The sequence below is a fragment of the Rhizobacter sp. Root404 genome (assembly GCF_001425865.1).
GTDB lineage: Bacteria > Pseudomonadota > Gammaproteobacteria > Burkholderiales > Burkholderiaceae_C > LMDS01.
In genome coordinates, this window is the sequence record NZ_LMDS01000009.1 from 25,049 (window position 1) to 46,415 (window position 21,367).

General features: G+C 70.1%; 22 protein-coding genes. 16 read left to right on the top strand and 6 right to left on the bottom strand.

Annotation, left to right across the window (positions count from 1 at the left end; translation table 11 throughout):
• Positions 1-93: 93 nt before the first annotated feature.
• Together ASC76_RS23770 and ASC76_RS23775 are read right to left on the bottom strand one after the other, a co-directional pair.
• Positions 94-738 (bottom strand): TetR family transcriptional regulator, encoded by a 645-nt coding sequence (locus ASC76_RS23770; protein ID WP_056472991.1) that lies wholly within the window; start codon positions 736-738, stop codon positions 94-96.
• Complete coding sequence (locus tag ASC76_RS23775; protein WP_056472993.1) at positions 735-1,508, bottom strand: ferredoxin--NADP reductase; 774 nt, start codon at positions 1,506-1,508, stop codon at positions 735-737. The genes ASC76_RS23770 and ASC76_RS23775 overlap by 4 nt, the downstream gene beginning before the upstream one ends.
• A gap of 142 nt (positions 1,509-1,650) precedes the next feature.
• Between ASC76_RS23775 and ASC76_RS23780 the strand changes: the two genes are divergently transcribed.
• The 11 genes from ASC76_RS23780 to ASC76_RS23830 all read left to right on the top strand — a co-directional run bounded on the left by ASC76_RS23780 (position 1,651) and on the right by ASC76_RS23830 (position 14,996).
• Positions 1,651-3,231 carry a hypothetical protein gene (locus ASC76_RS23780; protein ID WP_056472996.1) on the top strand — a complete coding sequence of 527 codons (1,581 nt, stop codon included), beginning with the start codon at positions 1,651-1,653 and terminating at the stop codon, positions 3,229-3,231.
• A gap of 5 nt (positions 3,232-3,236) precedes the next feature.
• Positions 3,237-4,133 carry a UPF0280 family protein gene (locus tag ASC76_RS23785; protein WP_056473081.1) on the top strand — a complete coding sequence of 299 codons (897 nt, stop codon included), beginning with the start codon at positions 3,237-3,239 and terminating at the stop codon, positions 4,131-4,133.
• A gap of 49 nt (positions 4,134-4,182) precedes the next feature.
• Entirely contained in the window at positions 4,183-4,833 is a 651-nt protein-coding gene (locus ASC76_RS23790; RefSeq protein WP_056473000.1) for an amino acid synthesis family protein, read from the top strand.
• Positions 4,834-4,873: 40 nt separating this feature from the next.
• Positions 4,874-5,458: an amino acid synthesis family protein gene (locus ASC76_RS23795; protein ID WP_056473003.1), complete on the top strand. Its 585-nt coding sequence runs from the start codon at positions 4,874-4,876 to the stop codon at positions 5,456-5,458.
• 58 nt (positions 5,459-5,516) lie between these two features.
• The gene (locus ASC76_RS23800) at positions 5,517-6,728 is read left to right on the top strand and encodes an ABC transporter substrate-binding protein (RefSeq protein ID WP_082549433.1); all 1,212 of its coding nucleotides are present in this window, start codon (positions 5,517-5,519) and stop codon (positions 6,726-6,728) included.
• A 16-nt stretch (positions 6,729-6,744) separates the two neighbouring features.
• Complete coding sequence (locus tag ASC76_RS23805) at positions 6,745-8,634, top strand: ABC transporter permease (RefSeq protein ID WP_056473005.1); 1,890 nt, start codon at positions 6,745-6,747, stop codon at positions 8,632-8,634.
• Complete coding sequence (locus ASC76_RS23810) at positions 8,631-9,398, top strand: ABC transporter ATP-binding protein (RefSeq protein ID WP_056473009.1); 768 nt, start codon at positions 8,631-8,633, stop codon at positions 9,396-9,398. The genes ASC76_RS23805 and ASC76_RS23810 overlap by 4 nt, the downstream gene beginning before the upstream one ends.
• Positions 9,395-10,123 carry an ABC transporter ATP-binding protein gene (locus ASC76_RS23815; RefSeq protein WP_056473012.1) on the top strand — a complete coding sequence of 243 codons (729 nt, stop codon included), beginning with the start codon at positions 9,395-9,397 and terminating at the stop codon, positions 10,121-10,123. The genes ASC76_RS23810 and ASC76_RS23815 overlap by 4 nt, the downstream gene beginning before the upstream one ends.
• Positions 10,124-10,163: 40 nt before the next feature.
• Entirely contained in the window at positions 10,164-10,895 is a 732-nt protein-coding gene (pncA, locus tag ASC76_RS23820) for a bifunctional nicotinamidase/pyrazinamidase (protein ID WP_056473015.1), read from the top strand.
• Positions 10,896-10,980: 85 nt separating this feature from the next.
• Positions 10,981-11,457, top strand: coding sequence for a (2Fe-2S)-binding protein (locus ASC76_RS23825; protein WP_371262175.1), 477 nt, complete (start codon positions 10,981-10,983; stop codon positions 11,455-11,457).
• The gene (locus tag ASC76_RS23830) at positions 11,454-14,996 is read left to right on the top strand and encodes a molybdopterin cofactor-binding domain-containing protein (protein ID WP_056473016.1); all 3,543 of its coding nucleotides are present in this window, start codon (positions 11,454-11,456) and stop codon (positions 14,994-14,996) included. The genes ASC76_RS23825 and ASC76_RS23830 overlap by 4 nt, the downstream gene beginning before the upstream one ends.
• Positions 14,997-15,012: 16 nt before the next feature.
• On the opposite strand, the gene ASC76_RS23835 is transcribed toward ASC76_RS23830, so the two are convergent.
• Both ASC76_RS23835 and ASC76_RS26320 read right to left on the bottom strand, forming a co-directional pair.
• Positions 15,013-15,474 (bottom strand): SET domain-containing protein, encoded by a 462-nt coding sequence (locus tag ASC76_RS23835; RefSeq protein ID WP_082549434.1) that lies wholly within the window; start codon positions 15,472-15,474, stop codon positions 15,013-15,015.
• A 91-nt stretch (positions 15,475-15,565) separates the two neighbouring features.
• A complete protein-coding gene (locus ASC76_RS26320) occupies positions 15,566-16,126 on the bottom strand; it encodes a PEP-CTERM sorting domain-containing protein (RefSeq protein WP_082549435.1) in 561 nt (186 codons plus the stop codon).
• Positions 16,127-16,399: 273 nt separating this feature from the next.
• Here ASC76_RS26320 and ASC76_RS23845 point away from each other — a divergent pair, with 273 nt between their 5' ends.
• The 3 genes from ASC76_RS23845 to waaF are packed head-to-tail and all read left to right on the top strand — an operon-like array spanning position 16,400 to position 18,559.
• Positions 16,400-17,323, top strand: a complete 924-nt coding sequence (locus tag ASC76_RS23845; RefSeq protein WP_056473023.1) for a branched-chain amino acid transaminase — start codon at positions 16,400-16,402, stop codon at positions 17,321-17,323.
• Between the two features lie 2 nt (positions 17,324-17,325).
• Complete coding sequence (locus ASC76_RS23850) at positions 17,326-17,529, top strand: zinc-finger domain-containing protein (RefSeq protein ID WP_056473026.1); 204 nt, start codon at positions 17,326-17,328, stop codon at positions 17,527-17,529.
• 4 nt (positions 17,530-17,533) lie between these two features.
• On the top strand, positions 17,534-18,559 hold the full coding sequence (gene waaF, locus ASC76_RS23855) for a lipopolysaccharide heptosyltransferase II (RefSeq protein ID WP_056473028.1): 1,026 nt from the start codon (positions 17,534-17,536) through the stop codon (positions 18,557-18,559).
• Here the strand turns inward: waaF and ASC76_RS23860 are convergent.
• Together ASC76_RS23860 and ASC76_RS23865 are read right to left on the bottom strand one after the other, a co-directional pair.
• Positions 18,535-19,260: an anti-sigma factor domain-containing protein gene (locus ASC76_RS23860; RefSeq protein WP_056473030.1), complete on the bottom strand. Its 726-nt coding sequence runs from the start codon at positions 19,258-19,260 to the stop codon at positions 18,535-18,537. The two genes, waaF and ASC76_RS23860, sit on opposite strands and share 25 nt — an antisense overlap.
• A 21-nt stretch (positions 19,261-19,281) precedes the next feature.
• Positions 19,282-19,914 (bottom strand): sigma-70 family RNA polymerase sigma factor, encoded by a 633-nt coding sequence (locus ASC76_RS23865; protein ID WP_056473033.1) that lies wholly within the window; start codon positions 19,912-19,914, stop codon positions 19,282-19,284.
• 105 nt (positions 19,915-20,019) lie between these two features.
• Here ASC76_RS23865 and purU point away from each other — a divergent pair, with 105 nt between their 5' ends.
• On the top strand, positions 20,020-20,907 hold the full coding sequence (gene purU, locus ASC76_RS23870) for a formyltetrahydrofolate deformylase (RefSeq protein WP_056473038.1): 888 nt from the start codon (positions 20,020-20,022) through the stop codon (positions 20,905-20,907).
• An 8-nt stretch (positions 20,908-20,915) separates the two neighbouring features.
• Positions 20,916-21,359 carry a nuclear transport factor 2 family protein gene (locus ASC76_RS23875; protein WP_056473093.1) on the top strand — a complete coding sequence of 148 codons (444 nt, stop codon included), beginning with the start codon at positions 20,916-20,918 and terminating at the stop codon, positions 21,357-21,359.
• Positions 21,360-21,367 lie beyond the last annotated feature (8 nt).

The following is a 21,367-nucleotide window of genomic DNA, read 5'->3' on the forward strand; positions in this document are numbered from 1 at the left end:
CGCGGTCGCCTCGCCGGGCTTGCGGCCCGGGTCCGACGCCCGCCGCGAACGCTGCAACGGCACGGCACCGCGCGAGACGCTCGCCGTCTTTCCCTATGCCGGCGTCACGGCGCGCAGCACCGCGTCGATCAGGAACGCCTCCCAGTGCGCCAGCGCCGCGGGCGTGTCGAGCTGCTCGCCGAGGAAGGCGGAGAGGGTGAACCGGTTCGACAGGTAGAAGTAGCCCATCGACGCAATCATCAGGTAGACGTCGCGCGCCGCCACGTCGGCACGGAACAGGTTCTGCTGCACCCCGCGCGCCAGCACGTCGCCGAGCGCGCTGACTGCGGGCGACGAATACTCGCGCGCCCGCAGCGACTTGGCGATGTGCTTGCCGCGGTGCAGGTTCTCGGTGTTGAGCAGCGTGATGAACTCGGGGTGCTTCTGATAGTGCACCCACATGAAGCGGATCACCGCCTGCAGCGCCTCGACCGGGTGCGCGTCGGCGAGCGAGAGCTTCGACTCGGCCTCGTTGAAGCGCCGATACATCTCCTCCAGCACCGCAATGAAGAGGCCTTCCTTGCTGCCGAAGTAGTAGTAGATCATCCGGTCGTACGACTTCGCGGCCTTGGAGATCTGCTCGATCCGCCCGCCCGCATAGCCGTGCTTCGCGAACACCTTGGTCGCGGCGCGCAGGATGTTCTCGCGCGTCGCCGCCGCCGCCTGGGCCCGGACCCCGAGCGGCCGAGTCGCGGTCATTGCTCGGCGAAGGCTCGCTCGATGACGAAGGCGCCGGGGGTCGACGTGTTGCCTTCCTTGAAGCCGCGTCCTTCGAGCATGTGTTTCAGGTCGCGCAACATGCCGGGGCTGCCGCAGATCATCACGCGATCGACCGCCGGGTCGAGCGGCGGCAGGCCGAGGTCGGTGAACATCTTGCCGCTCTCCATCAGCTCGGTCACGCGGCCCATGTTCTTGTAGGCCTCGCGCGTCACGGTCGGGTAGTAGCGCAGCTTGCTGCTGACCATGTCGCCGAGGAACTCGTGCGCCGGCAGGTGCTCGGTGACGAGGTCGTGGTACGCCAGTTCGTCCTTGGTGCGCACGCCGTGCACCAGGATCACCTGCTCGAAGCGCTCGTAGGTCTCGGGGTCGCGGATGATGCTCATGAACGGCGCCAGGCCGGTGCCGGTCGACAGCAGGTACAGGTGCTTGCCGGGCGTCAGGTAGTCGATCACCAGCGTGCCGGTCGGCTTCTTGCCGACGATGATCTTCTCGCCCACCTTGATGTGCTGCAGCTTGCTGGTCAGCGGGCCGTCCGGCACCTTGATGCTGAGGAACTCGAGGTGGTCCTCGTAGTTGGCGCTGACGATGCTGTAGGCGCGCAGCAGCGGCTTGTTGTTGACGCGCAGGCCGATCATCGTGAAGTGCCCGTTCGAGAAGCGCAGCGCGGGATCGCGCGTGGTCGTGAACGTGAACAGCTTGTCGGTCCAGTGGTGCACGCTCAGCACGGTTTCTTCGTTGAAGGCGCTCATGTCGGGTCCAGCGGTAAATGGGAGTTGTTCGGTTGCGTGGCCCGGATCGGCCATGTAGTATCCGCAACACCGTCGTTCAGTAAATACTACATGAAACGGTGGTCCGGGGCTTGCATCAGGGTCTGAACTCAATCGTACCGCGATGAACGAACACACCAAGACCGACGGCTTGCCCGAGACCCTGCAGGTGCTCGAGCGCTCGCGCCCGCGCAACGAGCGCATGGCCACCGACAAGATCGAGTGCAACGCCTGCCCGGTGCTGTGCCAGATCTCGCCCGGCAAGACCGGCGCCTGCGACCGTTACGCCAACGCCGACGGCACCCTGATCCGGGTCGATCCGGTGGTGCTGCTGCGGCGCACGCTGGAGAGCGGCGACGCCGCGCTGGTGCCGTTCGTCGCCCGCAGCGATGAGAGCGACGCGGCCATCGCCGCCAACCCGCTCGCCGCGCAGGACGAGGTGTTTGTCACCGGCGTCGGCTCCGGCACCACCTACCCCGACTACAAGCCGGCGCCGTTCATCGTCGCCTCGCAGGCGGCGGGCGTCGACATGGTCACCGTCGTCACCGAGGGCATCTTCAGCTACTGCAGCCTGAAGGTGAAGATCGACACCGACCGCTGGCTCGGTCCGGAGCAGGCCAACGTGCGCTGCAAGGGCGAGGTGGTCGGCCACGTCACGACGGCCGAGTACGGCTCGCAGATGCTCTCGCTCGGCGGCGTGCACCACCTGACCGGCGGCAGCAAGAAGGAGGGCCGCGTCACTTGCGAAATGATGCTGGCGCTCGGCAACAAGCAGGCGGTCGAACTCTCGATCGACGGCGGCGCGCAGGTGGTGATCCAGTCCGGCAAGGCGCCGATCGTCGGCGGCGTCGAGGAGCAGCGGATGCGGGTCGGCTGCGGCTCGGCCACCGTCGGCATCTTCGCGAAGCAGTTCTTCGGTCAGGCCGACGAGGTCGTTGTCGTCGACGACCACATCACCGGCGTGTTGACCCAACACCAGGCCGGCCGCTGCCTCGACATGCGGCCCTCGGGCATCCAGATCCGCGGCCGCAAGTCGACGCCGGGGCGCTACTTCCAGGTCGCCAACCCGGGTACCGGCTGGGGCGGGACCGACCTGGTCGATCCGCTGGCGATCGTCGAGGGTTGGGACGAGTCGGTCGCGTGGCCAGGCCTGAAGTTGCTGATGGTCTCGACCACCGGCGAGCACGCCGCGTGGTACGTGCTCGACGACGCGCTGGTGCCGCAGCAAGCGGCGATGCCGGCGGCCGTCCAGGCGGTCGTCGACCGCATCGGCGAGAACTGCGAACCCTCGCTGACGACGGTGCTCTTCCTCGGCGGCGCGGGCGGCAGCCTGCGCGCCGGCGTCACCGACAACCCGGTGCGGCTGACGCGCTCGATCAAGCAGGCCGTCGTCAACGTCACCTGCGGTGGCGCGCCGGCCTATGTGTGGCCGGGCGGCGGCATCACGGTGATGGTCGACGTCGCGCGGATGCCCGACAACAGCTTCGGCACCGTGCCGACGCCGGCGATCGTCGCGCCGATCGAGTTCAGCATGACGCTGGCGGACTACCAATCACTCGGCGGACACATGGAGCACGTGCGCTCGCTCGGCGACGCGCTCGCCCGCGGCGCCTGGCACGACGACGGTGCGCCAACCGCGCGGCGCTTCGAGGCCCTGTCGGCCGCCAATCCGTGGCCGCTCGGGCAGCCGCCGCTGCTGGGCTGAGCGCGATGCACGCGACACGCGCTCGCCTGGCCGATGGCCGCTGGCATTTCCAGCACGGACCGATCGATCTCGTGATCGGCGCCGAGGGGGAGCCGGGCGTCGTCGAAGCCGCGCACGCGGCCGCCTGGGCGCGGTTCCAGACCGTTCTGCCCGAACTCGTCGCCGAGCTGCGCACGCTGCGCCTGCCGGTGCGCGGGCCCTGCCCGTTGCAGGGCGTGGTCGCGCGCCGCATGTGGCTCGCGTGCCGGCCGTTCCATTCGCAATTCATCACGCCGATGGCGGCGGTCGCGGGCGCGGTTGCGCAGGAGATCGTCCCGGCCTATGAGCGCCCCGGCATCGACCGCACGTGGGTCAACAACGGCGGCGACATCGCGCTGCACCTCGCGCCGGGCGCATCGGTCAAGGTCGGCCTGTTCGCCGACCTCGCGCGCTTCGACCCTGCCGATGGCACGCCGCGCCTCGACGGCAATTTCACCGTCACCGCCGACCTGCCGGTGCGCGGCATCGCGACCAGCGGCTGGCGCGGGCGCAGCTTCTCCCTCGGCATCGCCGACAGCGTGACGGTGCTGGCACGCACCGCCGCGATGGCCGACGCCGCGGCGACCGTGATCGCCAACGCCGTGACCGTCGACGACACGCGCATCGCACGCCGCCCGGCGTGCGAACTGAAGGACGACAGCGACCTCGGCGACCTGCTGGTCACCGTCGCGGTGCCGCCGCTGCCGCCCGTGCAGGTGCAGGCGGCCCTGCAGGCCGGCGCGGCCCGCGCGCGGGCGCTGCAACGCGACGGGTTGATTCATTCGGCGCTGCTCGTATGCCAACATCGCGCCCTCGGCGTTGAAGCCCCAGTGCCTGGCGAATTGCCGTCGGCCGCCGCGGCGGTTGGTTCAGTATTTGCTTAACGAAAGTCGAGATGCACGCCACTGACTTCACGACCGCAAGGAGCACCCGGTGATCGAGATCCGCCGCGTCTTCACGCATGTCGAGGACATCCGCCATGAGTTCGGCCCGGTCGCCGCGGTGCCGTTGCGCCGCGGCGCGATCGGCGCGGTGCTGACGAACCCGTTCGCCGGCCGGTACGTTCAGGACATCCTGCCGATGATGGACGCGCTGCAGCCGGTCGGCGTCGCCATGGCGCAGCAGCTGCGCGCCGCGATGGATGTGCCGGTCGAGCGGATAGAGGGCTACGGCAAGGGCGCGATCGTCGGCGCCGCCGGCGAGCTCGAACATGGCGCGCTTTGGCATGTGCCGGGCGGCTACGCGATGCGCGAGCTGCTGGGCTGGAAGGGCGACCGCAACGCGTATGCGGCGGGGCAGTCCGGGGCCGTCGCGACACCTGCCGGGCAGACCCAGAACGCGCTCGCGATCGTGCCGTCGACCAAGAAGGTCGGCCCGCCCGGCGCGACGCTCGACGTGCCGCTGACCCACATCAACGCCGCCTACGTGCGCAGCCACTTCGACGCGATCGAGGTGCGCGTGCCGGGCGCGCCGCTGCCCGACGAGATCGTCTTCATCCTGGTGATGAGCACCGGAGCGCGCGTCCATGCGCGCGTCGGCGGGCTGAAGGCCGCGGACATCGCGAAATGGGACGGGCTGCGCTGAGCGCAGCGAACGGCCTGCCCTGAGAACAAGGACGACTCACATGCTTGCGAAAATCAGAAAACTCATCGTCCAGGTCGACGAGACCCGCATCGAGATGGGCCGGGCGGTCACGCCGCCCACCCGCCGCGCGCTCGCGATGGCCGTGATCGAGAACCCGTTCGCCGGCCGCTTTGAGGAGAACCTCGACGCGCTGATCGCGATCGGCGAGGAGCTCGGCGGCCTGCTCGGCGACAAGTGCGTCGCCGCGCTCGGCATCGCGCCCGGTGCGGCGCAGAGCTACGGCAAGGCCGCGATCGTCGGCGAGGCCGGCGAGCTGGAGCACGCCGCCGCGATCCTGCACCCCAAGCTGGGCGCGCCGCTGCGCAAGGCGGTCGAGAAAGGCGCGGCGCTGGTGCCGTCGGCCAAGAAGCGCGGCGGCCTGGGCACCGCGATCGACGTGCCGCTCGGCCACAAGGACGCCGCGTTCGTGCGCAGTCATTTCGACGCGATGGAGGCGCGCGTGGCCGATGCGCCGCGCGCCAACGAGATCGTGGTCTGCGTCGCCGTCACCGACAGCGGCCGGCCGCTGCCGCGCATCGGCGGCCTGCAGGCCCACGAGATCAAGGGCGAGGATGGTTTGCGCTGATACGCGCAGCATTCGTCACCCTCACAATCCCCCGACCTGATTCCCCAAGGAGCTCCCGATGATCCAACGCCGCCCCCTGCTGCTTGCCGCCACTGCTGCCGCGGCCTCGCTGATGTTCTCGGCCGCGCACGCGCAAGGCGGCCCGACCATCAAGATCGGCGAGGTCAACAGCTACAAGGCGCAGCCCGCCTTCCTCGAGCCGTACAAGAAGGGCATGGAACTGGCCGTCGAGGAGATCAACGCGGCCGGCGGCGTCAACGGCAAGAAACTCGAGCTGATCACGCGCGACGACAACGCCAGCCCGGGCGACGCGGTGCGTGCCGCCGAGGAGCTGGTCTCGCGCGAGAAGATCGACGTGCTGGCCGGCGCGTTCCTGTCGAACACCGGGCTGGCGCTGACCGACTTCGCGAAGCAGAAGAAGTTCTTCTACCTCGCCGGCGAGCCGCTGACCGACAAGATCATCTGGGGCAGCGGCAACAAGTACACCTTCCGGCTGCGCCCCGGCACCTACATGCAGGCCGCGATGCTGGTGCCCGAGGCGGCCAAGCTGAAGAAGAAGCGCTGGGCGATCGTCTACCCGAACTACGAGTACGGCCAGTCGGCCGTCGCCGCGTTCAAGGAACTGCTGAAGGCCGCTCAGCCCGACGTGGAGTTTGTTGCCGAGCAGGCGCCGCCGCTCGGCAAGCTCGACGCCGGCAGCGTCGCGCAGGCGATCGCCGACGCGAAGCCCGATGCGATCTTCAACGTGCTGTTCGGCGCCGACCTGACCAAGTTCGTGCGCGAGGGCACCACCCGCGGCATCTTCCAGGGCAAGGAAGTCGTCAGCGTGCTGACCGGCGAGCCCGAGTACCTCGACCCGCTGAAGGACGACACCCCGAACGGCTGGATCGTCACTGGCTACCCGTGGTACGGCATCCAGACGCCCGAGCACAAGGCGTTCTTCCTCGCGTACCACGGCAAGTACAAGGACTACCCGCGCCTGGGCTCGGTGGTCGGCTACACGATGATCAAGTCGATCGCTGCCGGCGTAAAGAAGGCCAAGAGCACCGAGGCCGACAAGCTCGTCGCCGCGTTCGAGGGGCTGCAGATGGATTCGCCGTTCGGCAAGTTCACCTACCGCGCCGAGGACCACCAATCGACCATGGGCGCGTTCGTCGGCAGGACGAAGAACGAAGGCGGCAAGGGCGTGATGGTCGACTACAAGTACCTCGACGGTGCGAAGTTCCTGCCGTCGAACGACAAGGTCAAGGCACTGCGCGCGCCCAACTGAGTCCTCCCGCCACCGCATGAACTTCTCCGGCCTCGTCGTCCAACTCCTCAACGGCCTGGCCGGCGCCTCTTCGCTGTTCCTCGTCGGTGCCGGGCTGTCGCTGATCTTCGGCGTCACCCGCATCGTCAACTTCGCGCACGGCTCGTTCTACATGCTGGGCATCTACATCGCCTACATGCTGACCGAAAGGCTCGGCGGCGGCCTGTGGTTCTGGCCGGCGCTGCTGCTCGCGTCGCTGGCCGTCGGCGTGATCGGCGCGATCGTCGAGATCGTGCTGCTGCGCCGCGTCTACCGCGCCCCCGAGCTGTTCCAGCTGCTCGCCACGTTCGCGCTGATGCTGGTGATCAAGGACGCAGCGCTGTGGATGTGGGGCGCCGAGGACCTGCTCGGCCCGCGCGCGCCGGGGCTCTCGCATGCGGTGCCGATCCTCGGCCGCATGTTCCCGACCTACGACCTGTTCCTCATCGTCGTCGGCCCATTGGTGCTCGGCCTGCTGTGGCTGCTGCTGACCAAGACGCGCTGGGGCACGCTGGTGCGCGCCGCGACGCAAGACCGCGAGATGGTCAGCGCGCTCGGCGTCAACCAGGCGTGGCTGTTCACGGCCGTGTTCGCGCTCGGCACGATGCTCGCCGGCCTGGGCGGCGCGCTGCAACTGCCGCGCGAGCCGGCCAACCTCGGGCTCGACCTGGCGACGATCGGCGATGCGTTCGTCGTCGTCGTGGTCGGCGGCATGGGCTCGATCCCGGGCGCGTACGTGGCCGCGCTGCTGATCGCCGAGATCAAGGCGATCTGCATCGGCATCGGCGCCGTCGAGATCTTCGGCATCGCGTTCTCGTTCTCGAAGCTGACGCTGGTCGTCGAGTTCCTCGTGATGGCCGTCGTGCTCGTCGTGCGGCCGTGGGGGCTGATGGGCAAGCCGCAGGCGGTGAGCCGCAATTCGGCACCGGCCGAGGCACCGCTGCGCCAGGCGGATGCCGCGCTGAAGATCGCCGGCGGCGTGCTGCTGCTGGCGCTGCTGGCGTGGCCGGTCGCGACCGCGAACTCGCCGTACCTGACCGTGCTCGCGATCGACCTGCTGACCGCCGCCCTGTTCGCGACCAGCCTGCACTTCATCATGGGCCCGGCCGGCATGCACTCGTTCGGCCACGCCGCGTACTTCGGCCTCGGCGCGTACGGCGCGGCGCTGCTGGTGCGCTCGCTCGGGCTGCCGATGGAGCTGACGCTGCTGCTGTCGCCGCTGGTGGCCGCCGTCGGTGCGCTGGTGTTCGGCTGGTTCTGCGTGCGGCTGTCGGGCGTGTACCTGGCGATGCTGACGCTCGCGTTCTCGCAGATCGTCTGGTCGGTCGTGTTCCAGTGGGACGACTTCACCGGCGGCAGCAACGGCCTGACCGGCGTCTGGCCGGCCGAGTGGCTGGCCGACAAGCGCACCTACTACTACCTGACGCTGGCGCTCGTGGTCGGCGGCATCCTGCTGATCCGCCGCGCGCTGTTCGCGCCGTTCGGCTACGCGATGCGCGCGGGCCGCGATTCGCCGCTGCGCGCCGACGCGATCGGCATCGACGTGAAGCGCATCCAGTGGGTCGCGTTCGTGATCGCCGCGGTGTTCGCGGGCCTGGCCGGTGCGCTGTACGCGTTCTCGAAGGGCAGCATCTCGCCCGACACCGTGGCGGTCGGCCGCTCGGTCGACGGCCTCGTGATGGTGCTGCTCGGCGGGCTGCAGACGCTCGCCGGCCCGATCGTCGGCGCGGTCACCTTCACCTGGCTGCAGGACGCGGTCGCGCGCAACACCGACTACTGGAAGGCGCTGCTCGGCGGCATCATCCTGCTGCTGGTGCTGGTGTTCCCGCAGGGGATCGCCGGCTTCGTCGGCGGGCTGTTCGATCGGCGCCGGGAGGCCAAGGCATGAGCCTGCTCAAGGTCGCCAACCTCGGCAAGAGCTTCGGCGGCAACCGCGCGGTCGACGGCGTGAGCTTCGAGGTCGCGGCCGGCGAGCTGCTGGCGCTGATCGGGCCGAACGGCGCGGGCAAGTCGACCACGTTCAACATGGTCAACGGCCAGCTGCGCGCCGACACCGGCTCGATCACGCTCGATGGTGTCGAGCTGATCGGCCGCAAGCCGCGCGACATCTGGCACCGCGGCGTCGGCCGCACCTTCCAGATCGCCGAGACCTTCGCGTCGCTGACGGTCGTCGAGAACGTGCAGATGGCGCTGCTCTCGGCCGACGCCAAGCTCTACCAGCTCTGGCGGCGGGCGGCGATGCACCGTCGCGACGACGCGCTCGCGCTGCTGGCACAAGTCGGCATGCAGGCGCAGGCCGATCGGCCGTGCAGCGAGCTGGCGTATGGCGACGTCAAGCGTGTGGAACTGGCGATTGCGATGGCCAACGATCCCAAGCTGCTGCTGATGGACGAGCCGACCGCCGGCATGGCGCCGAAGGAGCGCAACGAGCTGATGGCGCTGACCAAGCGCCTGGTCGTCGAACGCGGGCTGGCGGTGCTCTTCACCGAGCACAGCATGGACGTGGTGTTCGCGCATGCCGACCGCATGATCGTGCTCGCGCGCGGGCGGCTGATCGCCGAGGGCAAGCCGGCCGAGATCCGCGACCACCCGAAGGTGCAGGAGGTGTACTTCGGCACCGGCAAGACCTTCGAAAAGAAAGTCGCGGCATGAGCACGCCGCTGCTCGAAGCGAAGGGGCTGAACGCCTGGTACGGCGCCGCGCACATCCTGTTCGATGTCGACCTGCAGGTGAACCGCGGCGAGGTCGTCGCGCTGATGGGGCGCAACGGCGCCGGCAAGTCGACGACGCTGAAGACGCTGATGGGCCTGCTCGCCAAGCGCAAGGGCACGATCCACTTCCTCGGCAAAGACGTGTCGAAGGCCGACCCGCACGACGTGGCCCGCGCCGGCCTCGGCTATGTGCCGGAGGACCGCCGCGTGTTCGGCGATCTGACGGTGATGGAGAACCTCGAGGTGGGCAAGCAGCCACCGCGCACCTGGGGCGACGGCAGCGCCGCGCCGGTCTGGACGCCGGAGAAGCTGTTCAAGCTCTTCCCCAACCTCGGCGAGATGCCGGACCGCCCGGGCGGCCGCATGAGCGGCGGCGAGCAGCAGATGCTGACGGTCGCGCGCACGCTGATGGGCAACCCGTACCTCGTGCTGCTCGACGAGCCGAGCGAGGGCGTCGCGCCGGTGATCGTCGAGCAGATGGCGCAGATGATCCTCGAGCTGAAGGCGCAGGGCGTGAGCATCCTGCTGTCCGAACAGAACATGCATTTCGCGGAGCTGGTGTCCGACCGGGCCTACGTGCTCGAGAAGGGCCAGATCCGCTATCAGGCTTCGATGGCCGAACTCGCGGCCGACGAGGACGTGCGGCGCGCCTACCTGAGCGTGTAGCCGCGCGGCAGCCATTCAGCACCCTACCGGAGGTCCCGCCATGCACCACACCACCCGCAGATCCCTGTTGAAGGCCTTGTCCGGCGCCGGCGCGCTGGCGGCCACCGGCTTCTCGGCCAGCCGCGCCTTCGCCGCCGCCAGGTTCACCCCCGACGCGAAGAGCGCGCTGATCGTCGTCGACGTGCAGAACTGCTTCGTCACCGGCGGCACGCTGCCGGTCAAGGACGGCGAGGCCGTCGTGCCGGTGATCAACAAGCTGGCCGCGTCGTTCCAGAACATCGTCGTCACGCAGGACTGGCACACACCGGGCCACGCCTCGTTCGCGAGCACCTACCCGGGCAAGAAGCCGTTCGAGACCACCAAGCTCAGCTACGGCACGCAGGTGCTGTGGCCCGACCACTGCGTGCAGGGCACGGCCGACGCCGACCTGCACAAGGACCTGAAGCTGCCGACCGCGCAGATCATCATCCGCAAGGGCTTCCACAAGGAGATGGACAGCTACTCGGCGATCGAGGAGGCCGATCACAAGACCGCCACCGGCCTGGCCGGCTACCTGAAGGCGCGCGGCATCAAGACGCTGTACGTCACGGGTCTGGCGACCGACTTCTGCGTCGCCTGGACCGCGATGGACGCGCGCAAGGCCGGCTTCAACGTCTACGTGATCGAGGACGCGACCCGCGCCATCGACCTGAACGGCTCGCTCGCCGCGGCCTGGAAGCAGATGACGGCCAAGGGCGTGAAGCGCATCCAGGCCAGCGACATCGTTTCATGAAACCCCCATGCCGCCGCTGCGCGGCGGCCGCCCCCCGAGGGGGTCAAGAAGGCTTGGGGCGGCCCGGCGCCTTCTTGCCGCGCCCGTGATCGCGTCGACCGTGGCGCTGACCGTCAACGGCCGCGCGCACGCGCTGGCCGTGCCGCGCGATGCGCCGCTGCTGAACATCCTGCGCAACGACCTCGGGCTGAACGGCCCGAAGTACGGCTGCGGGTTGGGCGAGTGCGGCGCCTGCACGGTGCTGGTCGACGGCATCGAGGCGCGCTCGTGCGTGATCCCGGTCGGTGGCGTCGAGGGCCGCGCGATCACGACGCTCGAAGGCCTGGGCCGCGACGGCGAATTGCACCCGGTGCAGCAGGCGTTCATCGACTGCCAGGCCGCGCAGTGCGGCTACTGCCTGAACGGGATGATCGTCAGCACCGTCGCGCTGCTCGAACGGATCCCGCAGCCGACCGAGCAGCAGGCGCGCGACGCGCTCGCGCACAACCTGTGCCGCTGCGGCACGCACCTCGAGATCCTGCAGGCGGTGCAGCGCGCGGCCGTGCTGATGGCGCCGCGATGACCGGCCTGCGCGCGCAGACGCCGCACTCGCGCGCCGATCTGCGCGCCGCGACGGGCGTGTTGCTGGTGTCGCGCCCGCCGCCGCCCGCAGGCGTGCCGGCCCAAGGGCAGCCGGCGGCGGTGCCGTCGAACCCGGCCGAAGGCGACGAGATCCTGATCGCGGTGTGGGACGACGGCAGCGTCAGCGCGCTGCACGGCCATGTCGACCTGGGCACCGGCATCCGCACCGCGCTGGCGCAGATCGTCGCGGAGGAACTGGATGTCGAGCTGACGGCGGTCCACGCGATTCTCGGCAGCACCGCGATCGCGCCGAACCAGGGCGCGACGATTGCCAGCAGCTCGATCCAGATCCACGGCGAGCCGCTGCGCCGCGCCGCCGCGCAGGCGCGCGAGTGGCTCGCTGCGCAGCCGGGCACAGGCGTGCGCGAGAAGCTCGCCGGTCGCCACGTCGAACTGATGCTGACGAGCGCGGCGCCGCTGAAATCGCCGCAGGACTACCGCGTGGTGGGCAGTTCGCCGCCGCGCGTCGACATCCCGGCCAAGGCGCGTGGCGACGACGTCTTCGTCCACGACAAGCGCCTGCCCGGGATGCTGCACGGCCGCGTCGTGCGGCCGCCCTATGCAGGCGTCGACGCCGGCGACTTCGTCGGCAACACGCTGGAGGCGGTCGACGAATCCTCGATCGCTCATATTGCAGGCATTCGCGCGGTTGTCGTGATCCGCGATTTCGTCGGCATCGTCGCCGAGCGCGAGGAACAGGCCGACGCGGCGATGCGCACGCTGAAGGTCACCTGGCGCGACTGGCCCGGCAGCGCGCCGCTCGACGATCTCGCCAACGCGCTGCGCAACAACCCGTCGACCCGCCGCGTGCTGGTCGATCAGGGCGATGTGGACGGCGCGATCGCCCGCGCCGCGCAGCCACTGCAGCGCACCTACGTCTGGCCGTACCAGCTGCACGCGTCGATCGGCCCGTCGTGCGCGCTGGCCGACTGGCACCCGGACCGCATGACGGTCTGGTCCGGCACGCAGAACCCGCACGTGCTGCGCGCCGACCTGGCGACGCTGACCGGCCTGCCCGACACCGCGATCGACGTGATCCGCATGGAGGCGGCCGGCTGCTACGGCCGCAACTGCGCCGACGATGTCGCGGCCGACGCCGCGCTGCTGTCGCGCGCCGTCGGCGCGCCGGTGCGCGTGCAGCTCACGCGCGAGCAGGAGCACCTGTGGGAGCCGAAGGGCGCTGCGCAGCTGATGCAGGTGAACGGCGGGCTGGATGCGGGTGGCGGCATCGCGGCCTACGATTTCCAGACCTCGTACCCGAGCAACGGTGCGCCGACGCTGGCGCTGCTGCTGACCGGCACGGTCGCCCCCGACGCGCACGCCTACGAGATGGGCGACCGCACCGCGGTGCCGCCTTACCAGGTCGAGCACCTGCGCGTCGTTGCCAACGACATGCCGCCGATCCTGCGCGCCTCGTGGTTGCGCGGCGTGTCGGCGCTGCCGAACGCGTTCGCGCACGAGTCGTATGTCGACGAGCTCGCCACGGCCGCGGGCGTAGACCCGGTCGAGTTCCGGTTGCGGCACCTGAAGGACGAGCGCGCGAGCGATCTCGTGAAGGCGACGGCCGCGCGCGCCGGCTGGCTGGCCCACACGCAGCCGCAGCAGCAGGCCGCCGACGGCCATCTGCTGAAGGGCCAGGGCTTCGCGTATGCGCGCTACGTGCACAGCAAGTTCCCGGGCTACGGCGCCGCGTGGGCGGCCTGGGTCGCCGATGTCGAGGTCAACCGCACGACCGGCGAGGTCCATGTCAGCCGCGTCGTCGTCGGCCAGGACGCCGGGCTGATGATCAACCCGGCGGGCGTGCAGCACCAGATCCACGGCAACGTGCTGCAGACGACCTCGCGCGCGCTGAAGGAATCGGTGCCGGTCGATGCGACGACCCACGTGCCGGTGGCGCGTGAATGGGGCAGCTACCCGATCCTGAACTTCCGCGAGGTGCCGGTCGTCGACGTGCTGATGATGCCGCGGCCCGGCGAGCCGCCGCTGGGCGCCGGCGAGTCGTCGTCGGTGCCGGGCACCGCGGCGATCGCCAATGCGATCTTCGACGCGACCGGCGTGCGCTTTCGCGAGCCGCCGTTCACGCCGGAGGTGGTGCGCAGGGCGCTCGGGATCGAGGAGCCGGCGAAGAACGAGGCCGCCTCTTTCGCCTCGCGCTCACTTTCCTCTGGTGGGAAGACTGGCGCGAGGGCGACGCGCGGCGGCCTCGCCAAGGCGGCTGCGCTGCTCATCGGCCTCGGCGCCGCTGCGCTCGGGCTGCTCGGCTGGCGTTCCACGATCGCGCCGATCGCGGCCGGCAGCGCGAACGTTTACACCGCCGCGACGATCGAGAAGGGCCGCCTCCTCGCCGCGGCCGGCGACTGCATCGTCTGCCACACGGCGCCCGGCGGCGCGCCGAACGCCGGCGGCCGCGCGCTGGAAACGCCGTTCGGCACCGTCTATTCCACGAACCTCACGCCCGATCCGGTGCACGGCATCGGCAGCTGGTCGTTCAGCGCCTTCCAGCGCGCGATGCGCGAGGGCATCTCGCGCGACGGCCGCCACCTGTATCCGGCGTTCCCGTACACCGCCTTCACGCGCGCCACCGACGACGACCTGACCGCGCTGTACGCCTACCTGATGGCGCAGCCGCCGATCGCCGCCGCCGCGCCGGAGACCCGGCTCGCGTTCCCGTTCAGCGTGCGCCCGCTGATGGCGCTCTGGAATGCGCTGTACCTCACGCCCGGCCCGGTCGCCGCGGTCGCGACGCAGTCCGCCGAATGGAACCGCGGCGCCTACCTGGTCGACGGCGTCGGCCACTGCGGCGCCTGCCATACCGCGCGCAACGCGCTTGGCGCCGAGCGCGGCGGTGCCGGCTACCTGGCCGGCGCGATCGTCGACGGCTGGGAGGCGCCCGCGCTCACCACACTCAGCCGCGCCCCGGTGCCGTGGACCGAGGCGGCGCTCTTCGACTACCTTCGCCACGGCCGTTCGGCCCAGCACGGCAATGCCAGCGGCCCGATGGCGCCCGTCGTGCAGCAGCTCGGCCAGCTGCCCGAGGCCGACGTCCGCGCGATGGCCACGTACCTCGCATCGCTCACGGCCCCCGGTTCCGACGCGCGCGACGCGGCAGCACGCATCGCGCGCAGCCACGCGCCGGAAGCCCTCGCCACGGGGCCGGCGCAGCGGCTCTTCACGACCGCCTGCGGCGCCTGCCACCACGACGGCAGCGGCCCGCAGCTGCTCGGGCAGAACCTCCCGTTGGCCCTGAACACCAACCTGCACAGCGACCGACCCGACAACCTGCTGCGCGTGATCCTCGAGGGCATCCGCGAACCGGCGACGCGCGAGATCGGCTTCATGCCCGCGTTCCGGGATCACCTGAACGACCCGCAGATCGCGCAGCTCGCCGCCTACATGCGGCAGCGTTTCGCGCCGGACAAGCCCGCGTGGCCCGACCTGGCGGCCACCACGACGCGCCTGCGCGCGGCGGCGTCGCACTGAGCGGGCGGGTGTCGCGCTAGAGCCGGCCGACGCAGCCCGGCGCGCCGCAGCGGCAGCGCAAGCGCCCTTCGTGATGCGTCTCGCCGTAGTTGACCGTCAGTTCCTCGCCGATCGCCACGTCGCGCATCGCATAGAACTCGACCCGGCCCTGGCGAATCCGCAGCACCGCGTTGGGCCGGCAGGAGTGGTTCGTGAAGCGCAGCGGGTCGGCCGATTGCGACGCGTCGATTGCGCGGGTCTGGCTGAGCTCGACGATCATGATCCGCGCGGCGCCCTTGGCGCGCCGCCGGGCCTCGCGCACGCTGATCGATTCGCCGCGGATCTCGCCGATCTTGCGCCGCGCCGGGATCGGCTCGGCGGCGAACGCGCCCTGGCCGTCGATGCGGCTGGCGGCGACGTGCACCGCGTATTTCTGCGGGCCGGGACGCGGCGCGACCGGGGCTGGCGCCGCTGCCGGAATCGGGTTCAGGGTCGGCATCGTGCGATTGTCGCGCGGTGCCTCCGCGTGCCGGCCGGACGCAAAAAACCCCGCCGAGGCGGGGTTGTCTGGCGAGCGCCTGTCAGGCGCTTCAGGCTTGCTGCTTGCGGCGGCGGGCCATGAAGCCGACGACGCCCAGGCCGGCGAGCATCAGCGCGTAGGTCTCGGGTTCCGGGACGGCCGGCATGGTCGAGTAGACCTTGACGTCCGAGCTCGAGCCGTAGGCCAGTTGCAGCGAGGTGATGCCGGCGCCCGCGTCGAGCGAATAGAACACCGTGGTGTCGCCCGCGTTCGGGGTCGGGCTGTTCGTGCCGCCGCCGTAGTGGATCCCGATGTAGGTCAGACCGACCAGCGGCGTGGCGAAGTTCAGCGTGGTGACGCCGCCCAGGCCCGACTGGTTGTCGGCGGTGACGGTGGTGACGCCGTCCCAGGTGAAGCCCAGCTGGCCCAGGGCCTCGATCTGGACGGCGACGTCGCCGGGATTGCCGCTCAGGTACTGGCTGCTGTAGAAGCCGCGGCAGTCGATCGCGTTGATCGTGATGTCGGTCACCGAGCAAGGGGCGACGACGGGCGGCAGGTCGGCGTATGCGGAACCGGCAAGGCCCAGAAGGGCAGTGGCGGCGGCGGCGCGCAGATGGTAAGAAAAGGACATTTGGTGGCTCCTGAGACAGCGTTAAGGGGAAAACTCGCCGGGCTTCAACTCTCTCAACGACCCGGAGTGATTCGGCTGAGTCGATTGTGCGCGCCTGATTTTCGTTAGCAATGCACAGGACCCCCCCCACTCGCGGGGGAAAAAGCTCCCAAATTGGCTTGCCGAACCCCCTAGTTTGATGATTGGCGTCGCTCATGGCGCAATCCGGGCGTCGCGACCGCGCGGATCACCCTCTCGCCTAGAATCTCCGCTCCCGCACCTTTGGAGCTCCCCATGTCGATGGCCGACCGCGATGGAAAGATCTGGATGGACGGCACGATGGTCGACTGGCGCGACGCCAAGATCCATGTGCTGACCCACACCCTGCATTACGGATGCGGAGCCTTCGAGGGAGTGCGCGCTTACAACACCGTCAACGGAACGGCGATCTTCCGGCTGCGCGAGCACACCGATCGTCTCTTCAACAGCGCCAAGATCCTGCGCATGAAGATCCCGTTCAGCTTCGACGAGGTGATGCAGGCGCAACTCGCCGTCGTGCGCGAGAACAAGCTGGAAAGCTGCTACCTCCGCCCGCTGACCTGGATCGGCTCCGAGAAGCTGGGCGTCTCGCCGAAGGGCAATCAAGTCCATCTGATGGTGGCGGCCTGGCCCTGGGGCGCGTACCTGGGCGAGGAAGGCCTGAAGCGCGGCATCCGCGTGAAGATCTCGAGCTACACCCGCCACCACGTGAACATCACGATGACGCAGGCCAAGGCGGTCAGCAACTACACCAACTCGATCCTGGCCAACATGGAGGCCACTGACGACGGCTACGACGAGGCGATGCTGCTCGACGCGAACGGCTTCGTCAGCGAGGGTGCCGGCGAGAACCTGTTCGTGGTCAAGAACGGCGTGATCTACACGCCCGACCTGTCGGCCGGCGCACTCAACGGCATCACCCGCAACACCGTGTTCGCGATCTGCGCCGATCTGGGGCTGAAGGTGGTCGAGAAGCGCATCACCCGCGACGAGGTCTACATCGCCGACGAGGCCTTCTTCACCGGCACCGCCGCCGAGGTCACGCCGATCCGCGAGCTCGACCGCATCGAGCTCGGCGCCGGCTCGCGCGGGCCGATCACCGAGAAGATCCAGAGCGCGTTCTTCGACATCGTGAACGGGCGCAATCCGAAATACGCCGAGTGGCTGAGCAAGGTGTGACCATGACGACCCCTGTTGCAACGGTCGAAGTGACCGCGAACGACCTGGAAGGCCCGGGCGTGGTGTTCTGCCCGAACCCGAAGATGGCGTTGTGGAGCACCCACCCGCGCGTGTTCATCGACGTGGCGACCACCGGCGAAGGCAAATGCCCGTACTGCGGCACCGTCTATCGCCTGAAGGCCGGCGAAAAAGTCCACGCCCATTGACGGTGTGAGCCGCTCGCTGATCATCGCCCCGCAATGGATCGGCGATGCGGTGATGACCGAGCCGCTGCTGGCGAGCCTGGCGGCGCGCGGTGAGCAGCTGACGGTCGCGGCGCTGCCGTGGGTTGCGCCGGTGTACCGCGCGATGCCGCAGGTCACCGAGGTCATCGACCTGCCGTTCGCGCACGGCAGGCTCGACTGGGCCGGGCGCCGTCGCGTCGCAGCCGCGCTGCGCGGCCGCTTCGACACCGCGTATGTGCTGCCCAACTCGTTGAAATCGGCGCTGCTGCCCTGGCTGGCAGGCATCCCGCGGCGCGTCGGCTATCACGGCGAGGGTCGCTATCTGCTGCTGAACCGGCGCCTGCCGAACCCGGCGGGCCGGCCGCCGATGGTGGCGTTCTACAGCGCGCTGGCCGGCGAGCCCCCCGTGGCGGGCGAACGTCCGACGCTGCGGTTCGACGCCGCGACGCTGACGCGCGCGACCGCGGCCGCGGGCGTCGCGCCCGGGGCGTACTGGGCATTCGCGCCCGGCGCCGAGTACGGGCCGGCCAAGTGCTGGCCGCCGGAGCACTACGCCGAACTGGCCCGCGTGCTGCACGCGCGCGACGGGCAACCCGTGCTGCTGCTCGGCTCGGGCAAGGAGGCTGCGCTGTGCGCACAGATCGAGGCGGCGGCCGACGGCGCCTGTCGGGTGCTGGCCGGGCAGACCTCGCTGATCGACGCGATGGCGCTGATCGCGGCCGCGCGGGGTGTCGTCAGCAACGATTCAGGGTTGATGCACGTGGCGGCCGCGTTCGGCGTGCCGCAGGCCGCCGTCTTCGGCTCGACCAGCCCCGAGCACACGCCACCCCTGAACCCGCGCGCGCGGGTGCTGTGGCTGAAGGAAGAACTGCAGCTCGATTGCGCACCGTGCTTCGACCGCGTCTGCCGGTTCGGTCACACGCGCTGCCTGACCGGCGTCAGCGCCGGACGCGTCGAGCAGGCGCTCGACGACGCGCTGGGCGGGCCTCAGAGCGTCAGCTTGCCGACGTAGAGCACCGGACCGGTCGGTGCGCCGGTCGGCGAGCCGCCCGGCGGCTCCAGGCTGACGGCGAGGTGGTCGGTCCCCGGCGGCAGCACCGCCTTGCGGACCACGGTGGCGCCGTTCGCCGAGATCAGCCCGAGCGAGCGCGGTGCGCCGGTGCCGGCCGCGGCCCAGAGCTCGAGCGCGCGATCCGGTTGCAGCGCGACGTTGGTGAGCGGTCGGGTCACGACCGCGCGCCCGTCGCCGCTGATGCTGGCGACGAACGACGCCGGCACCACCGCGCCGGCCGGCGCCCCCGGTGCGGGCGCCGTGGCCGACAGCACCACGACGACTGGCGGCTGCACCGGGCCCGGGTTCGCGACCATCAGGCCGAGGGTCAGCGCCGCGACGCCGGCGAACGCCGACACGCCGCGCCAGAACGCCAGTTGACGCCACCAGCCCGGCTCGGCCGACGCGGCGGCGTTCGCAGCGGGGGCCGCGCCCCCATGGACGCGGGCCTCGATCTTCGTCCAGACAGCCGGCGACGGCGTTTGCGGCGTGATCGCGGAGGTCAGCGGCATCAGGCGGTCGTGCCAGCCCTGCACCGCGCCGCGCAGCGCGGGGTGCGCCGGCAGCAGCGCCTCGAAGCGGCGCCGCGCCGGCCCGCGCAGCAGCCCCACGGCGTACTCCGCAGCGAGGCGATCGGCGAGTTCGGGGCGGCTGTAGTCCATGGCGGTCTCGGGGGGCGGCGCTCAGCCGCCCGCGGTGCCGGCGTCGCGGCGCACCGCGGCGTCCAGGCAGCTTTTCAACGACAACAGCGCACGCCGCACCCACGACTTCACCGTGCCGAGCGGCTGGGCCATGTTCTCGGCAACTTCCGCGTGGCTCAGCCCGTCGAAGAACGCCAGCGCGACGCTCTGGCGCTGCGGCGCGCTCAGGCCCTCCATGCACGCGGCGAGCGCGCGGGCATCCGAGGCCCGGCTCAGCAGATCGAGCGGGCCGGGCGCGTCGCTGGCCACGGTGTCGTACACGTCGGAATCCTCGTTGTCGGGGTTGGAGAAATGGGTCTGCAATTGCGGCTGGGTTTGCGTGCGGCGCAGGCTGTCGATCGCGCGGTTGCGCGCAATGCTCGTCAACCAGGTCAAGGGCTGGCTTTGGGCGGCATCGAAGCTTCGCGCCGCGCGCCAGACGTTGACATACACCTCCTGGAGAATGTCCTCGGCCTGGGCCCGGTCACGCTGGATACGCAGGATCACGCCCAGCAGATGCGGGCTGCTGCGCTCGTAGAGCGTGGCAAATGCCGCACGATCGCCGAGACCCGAGCGCGCAAGCAGCCTCGAAAGCTCGAGGCTGCGTTCGGACCAGTCGCTTTGGGGCGTCGGCATCGGTGGTGGCTTGTTCCGGCGGGGTCGGTCAGGGGCGCGGGCGAGGCGCCGGGCGCGGTTTCACGGGTCGTTCGTACAATCGAACGCGGAGCGAAGCCTATCCTAATGTCTGAACACCGCGAATTCATCCTGACCCTGTCCTGTCGCGACACCAAGGGCATTGTTTACGCCGTGTCCGGACTGCTGTACGAAGCCGGCTGCAACATCCTCGACTCCCAGCAGTTCGGCGACGTGCTCAGCAGCGACGCCACCGGCCTGTTCTTCATGCGGGTGCATTTCGAGGCGCCGCCGGCGTTGGCAACCGACCCTGCGGCGCTGGAAGCGCTGGTCGCGCCGCTGCGCGAACGCTTCGCGATGGACCTGAAGGTGCACGCGCAGGCGCGCCGCCCGCGCCTGCTGCTGATGGTCAGCAAGCACGGCCACTGCCTGAACGACCTGCTGTTCCGCTGCCAGTCGGGCCAGTTGCCGGCCGAGATCGCCGCCGTCGTCTCGAACCACCCCGACTTCGCCGAGCTGTGCGCGAGCCACGGCGTGCCGTTCCGGCACCTGCCGCTCGCGACCGGCGCGAGCGCCGAGGCCAAGCGCGCGCAGGAACTGCAGGTCGAGCAGCTGATCGCCGCCGAGCAGATCGATCTGGTCGTGCTGGCGCGTTACATGCAGATCCTGAGCCCGGCGTTCTGCGAGTTCCTGCGCGGCCGCGCGATCAACATCCACCACAGCTTCCTGCCGAGCTTCAAGGGCGCGAAGCCGTACTACCAGGCGCACGAGCGCGGCGTGAAGCTGATCGGCGCGACCGCGCACTACGTGACGGCCGAGCTCGACGAGGGGCCGATCATCGAGCAGGACGTCGAGCGGGTCGACCACTCGCGCGGGCCGGAGGACTTCACCGCGGTCGGCCGCGACGTGGAGAGCGTCGTGCTCGCGCGCGCCGTGCGCTGGCATGTCGAGCACCGCGTGCTGATCAACGGCCGCAAGACCGTCGTGTTCACCTGAGGTTGCCGATGGCCCGCCGCCCACCCGCCCCGCCGATCGCCTCGCCCGACGAGATCGAGCAGCAGTTCTACGAAGCGCTACAGCGCGGCGACCTGGAGCGGCTGATGGCCGTCTGGTCGGACGACGAGGAGATCAGCTGCGTGCACCCGGGCGGGCCGCGGGTGGTCGGCGCGACCGCGATCCGCTCCGCCTTCGAATCGATCTTCGCCAACGGCGCGGTCAACGCGCAGCCCGAGAAGGTGCGGCGGCTGCAGACCCACGACTGCGCGGTCCACAGCGTGCTCGAGCACATCCAGGTCATGACGGCCGAGGGGCCGCAGTCGGCCTGGGTGGTCGCGACCAACGTCTACGTCAACGGGGCGCGCGGCTGGCGTCTGGTGTCGCACCACGCGAGCCCGGGTTCGCCGCGCGAGGTCCAGGAGATCGTCGAGGCGGCGTCGGTCCTGCACTGACCGCGCCG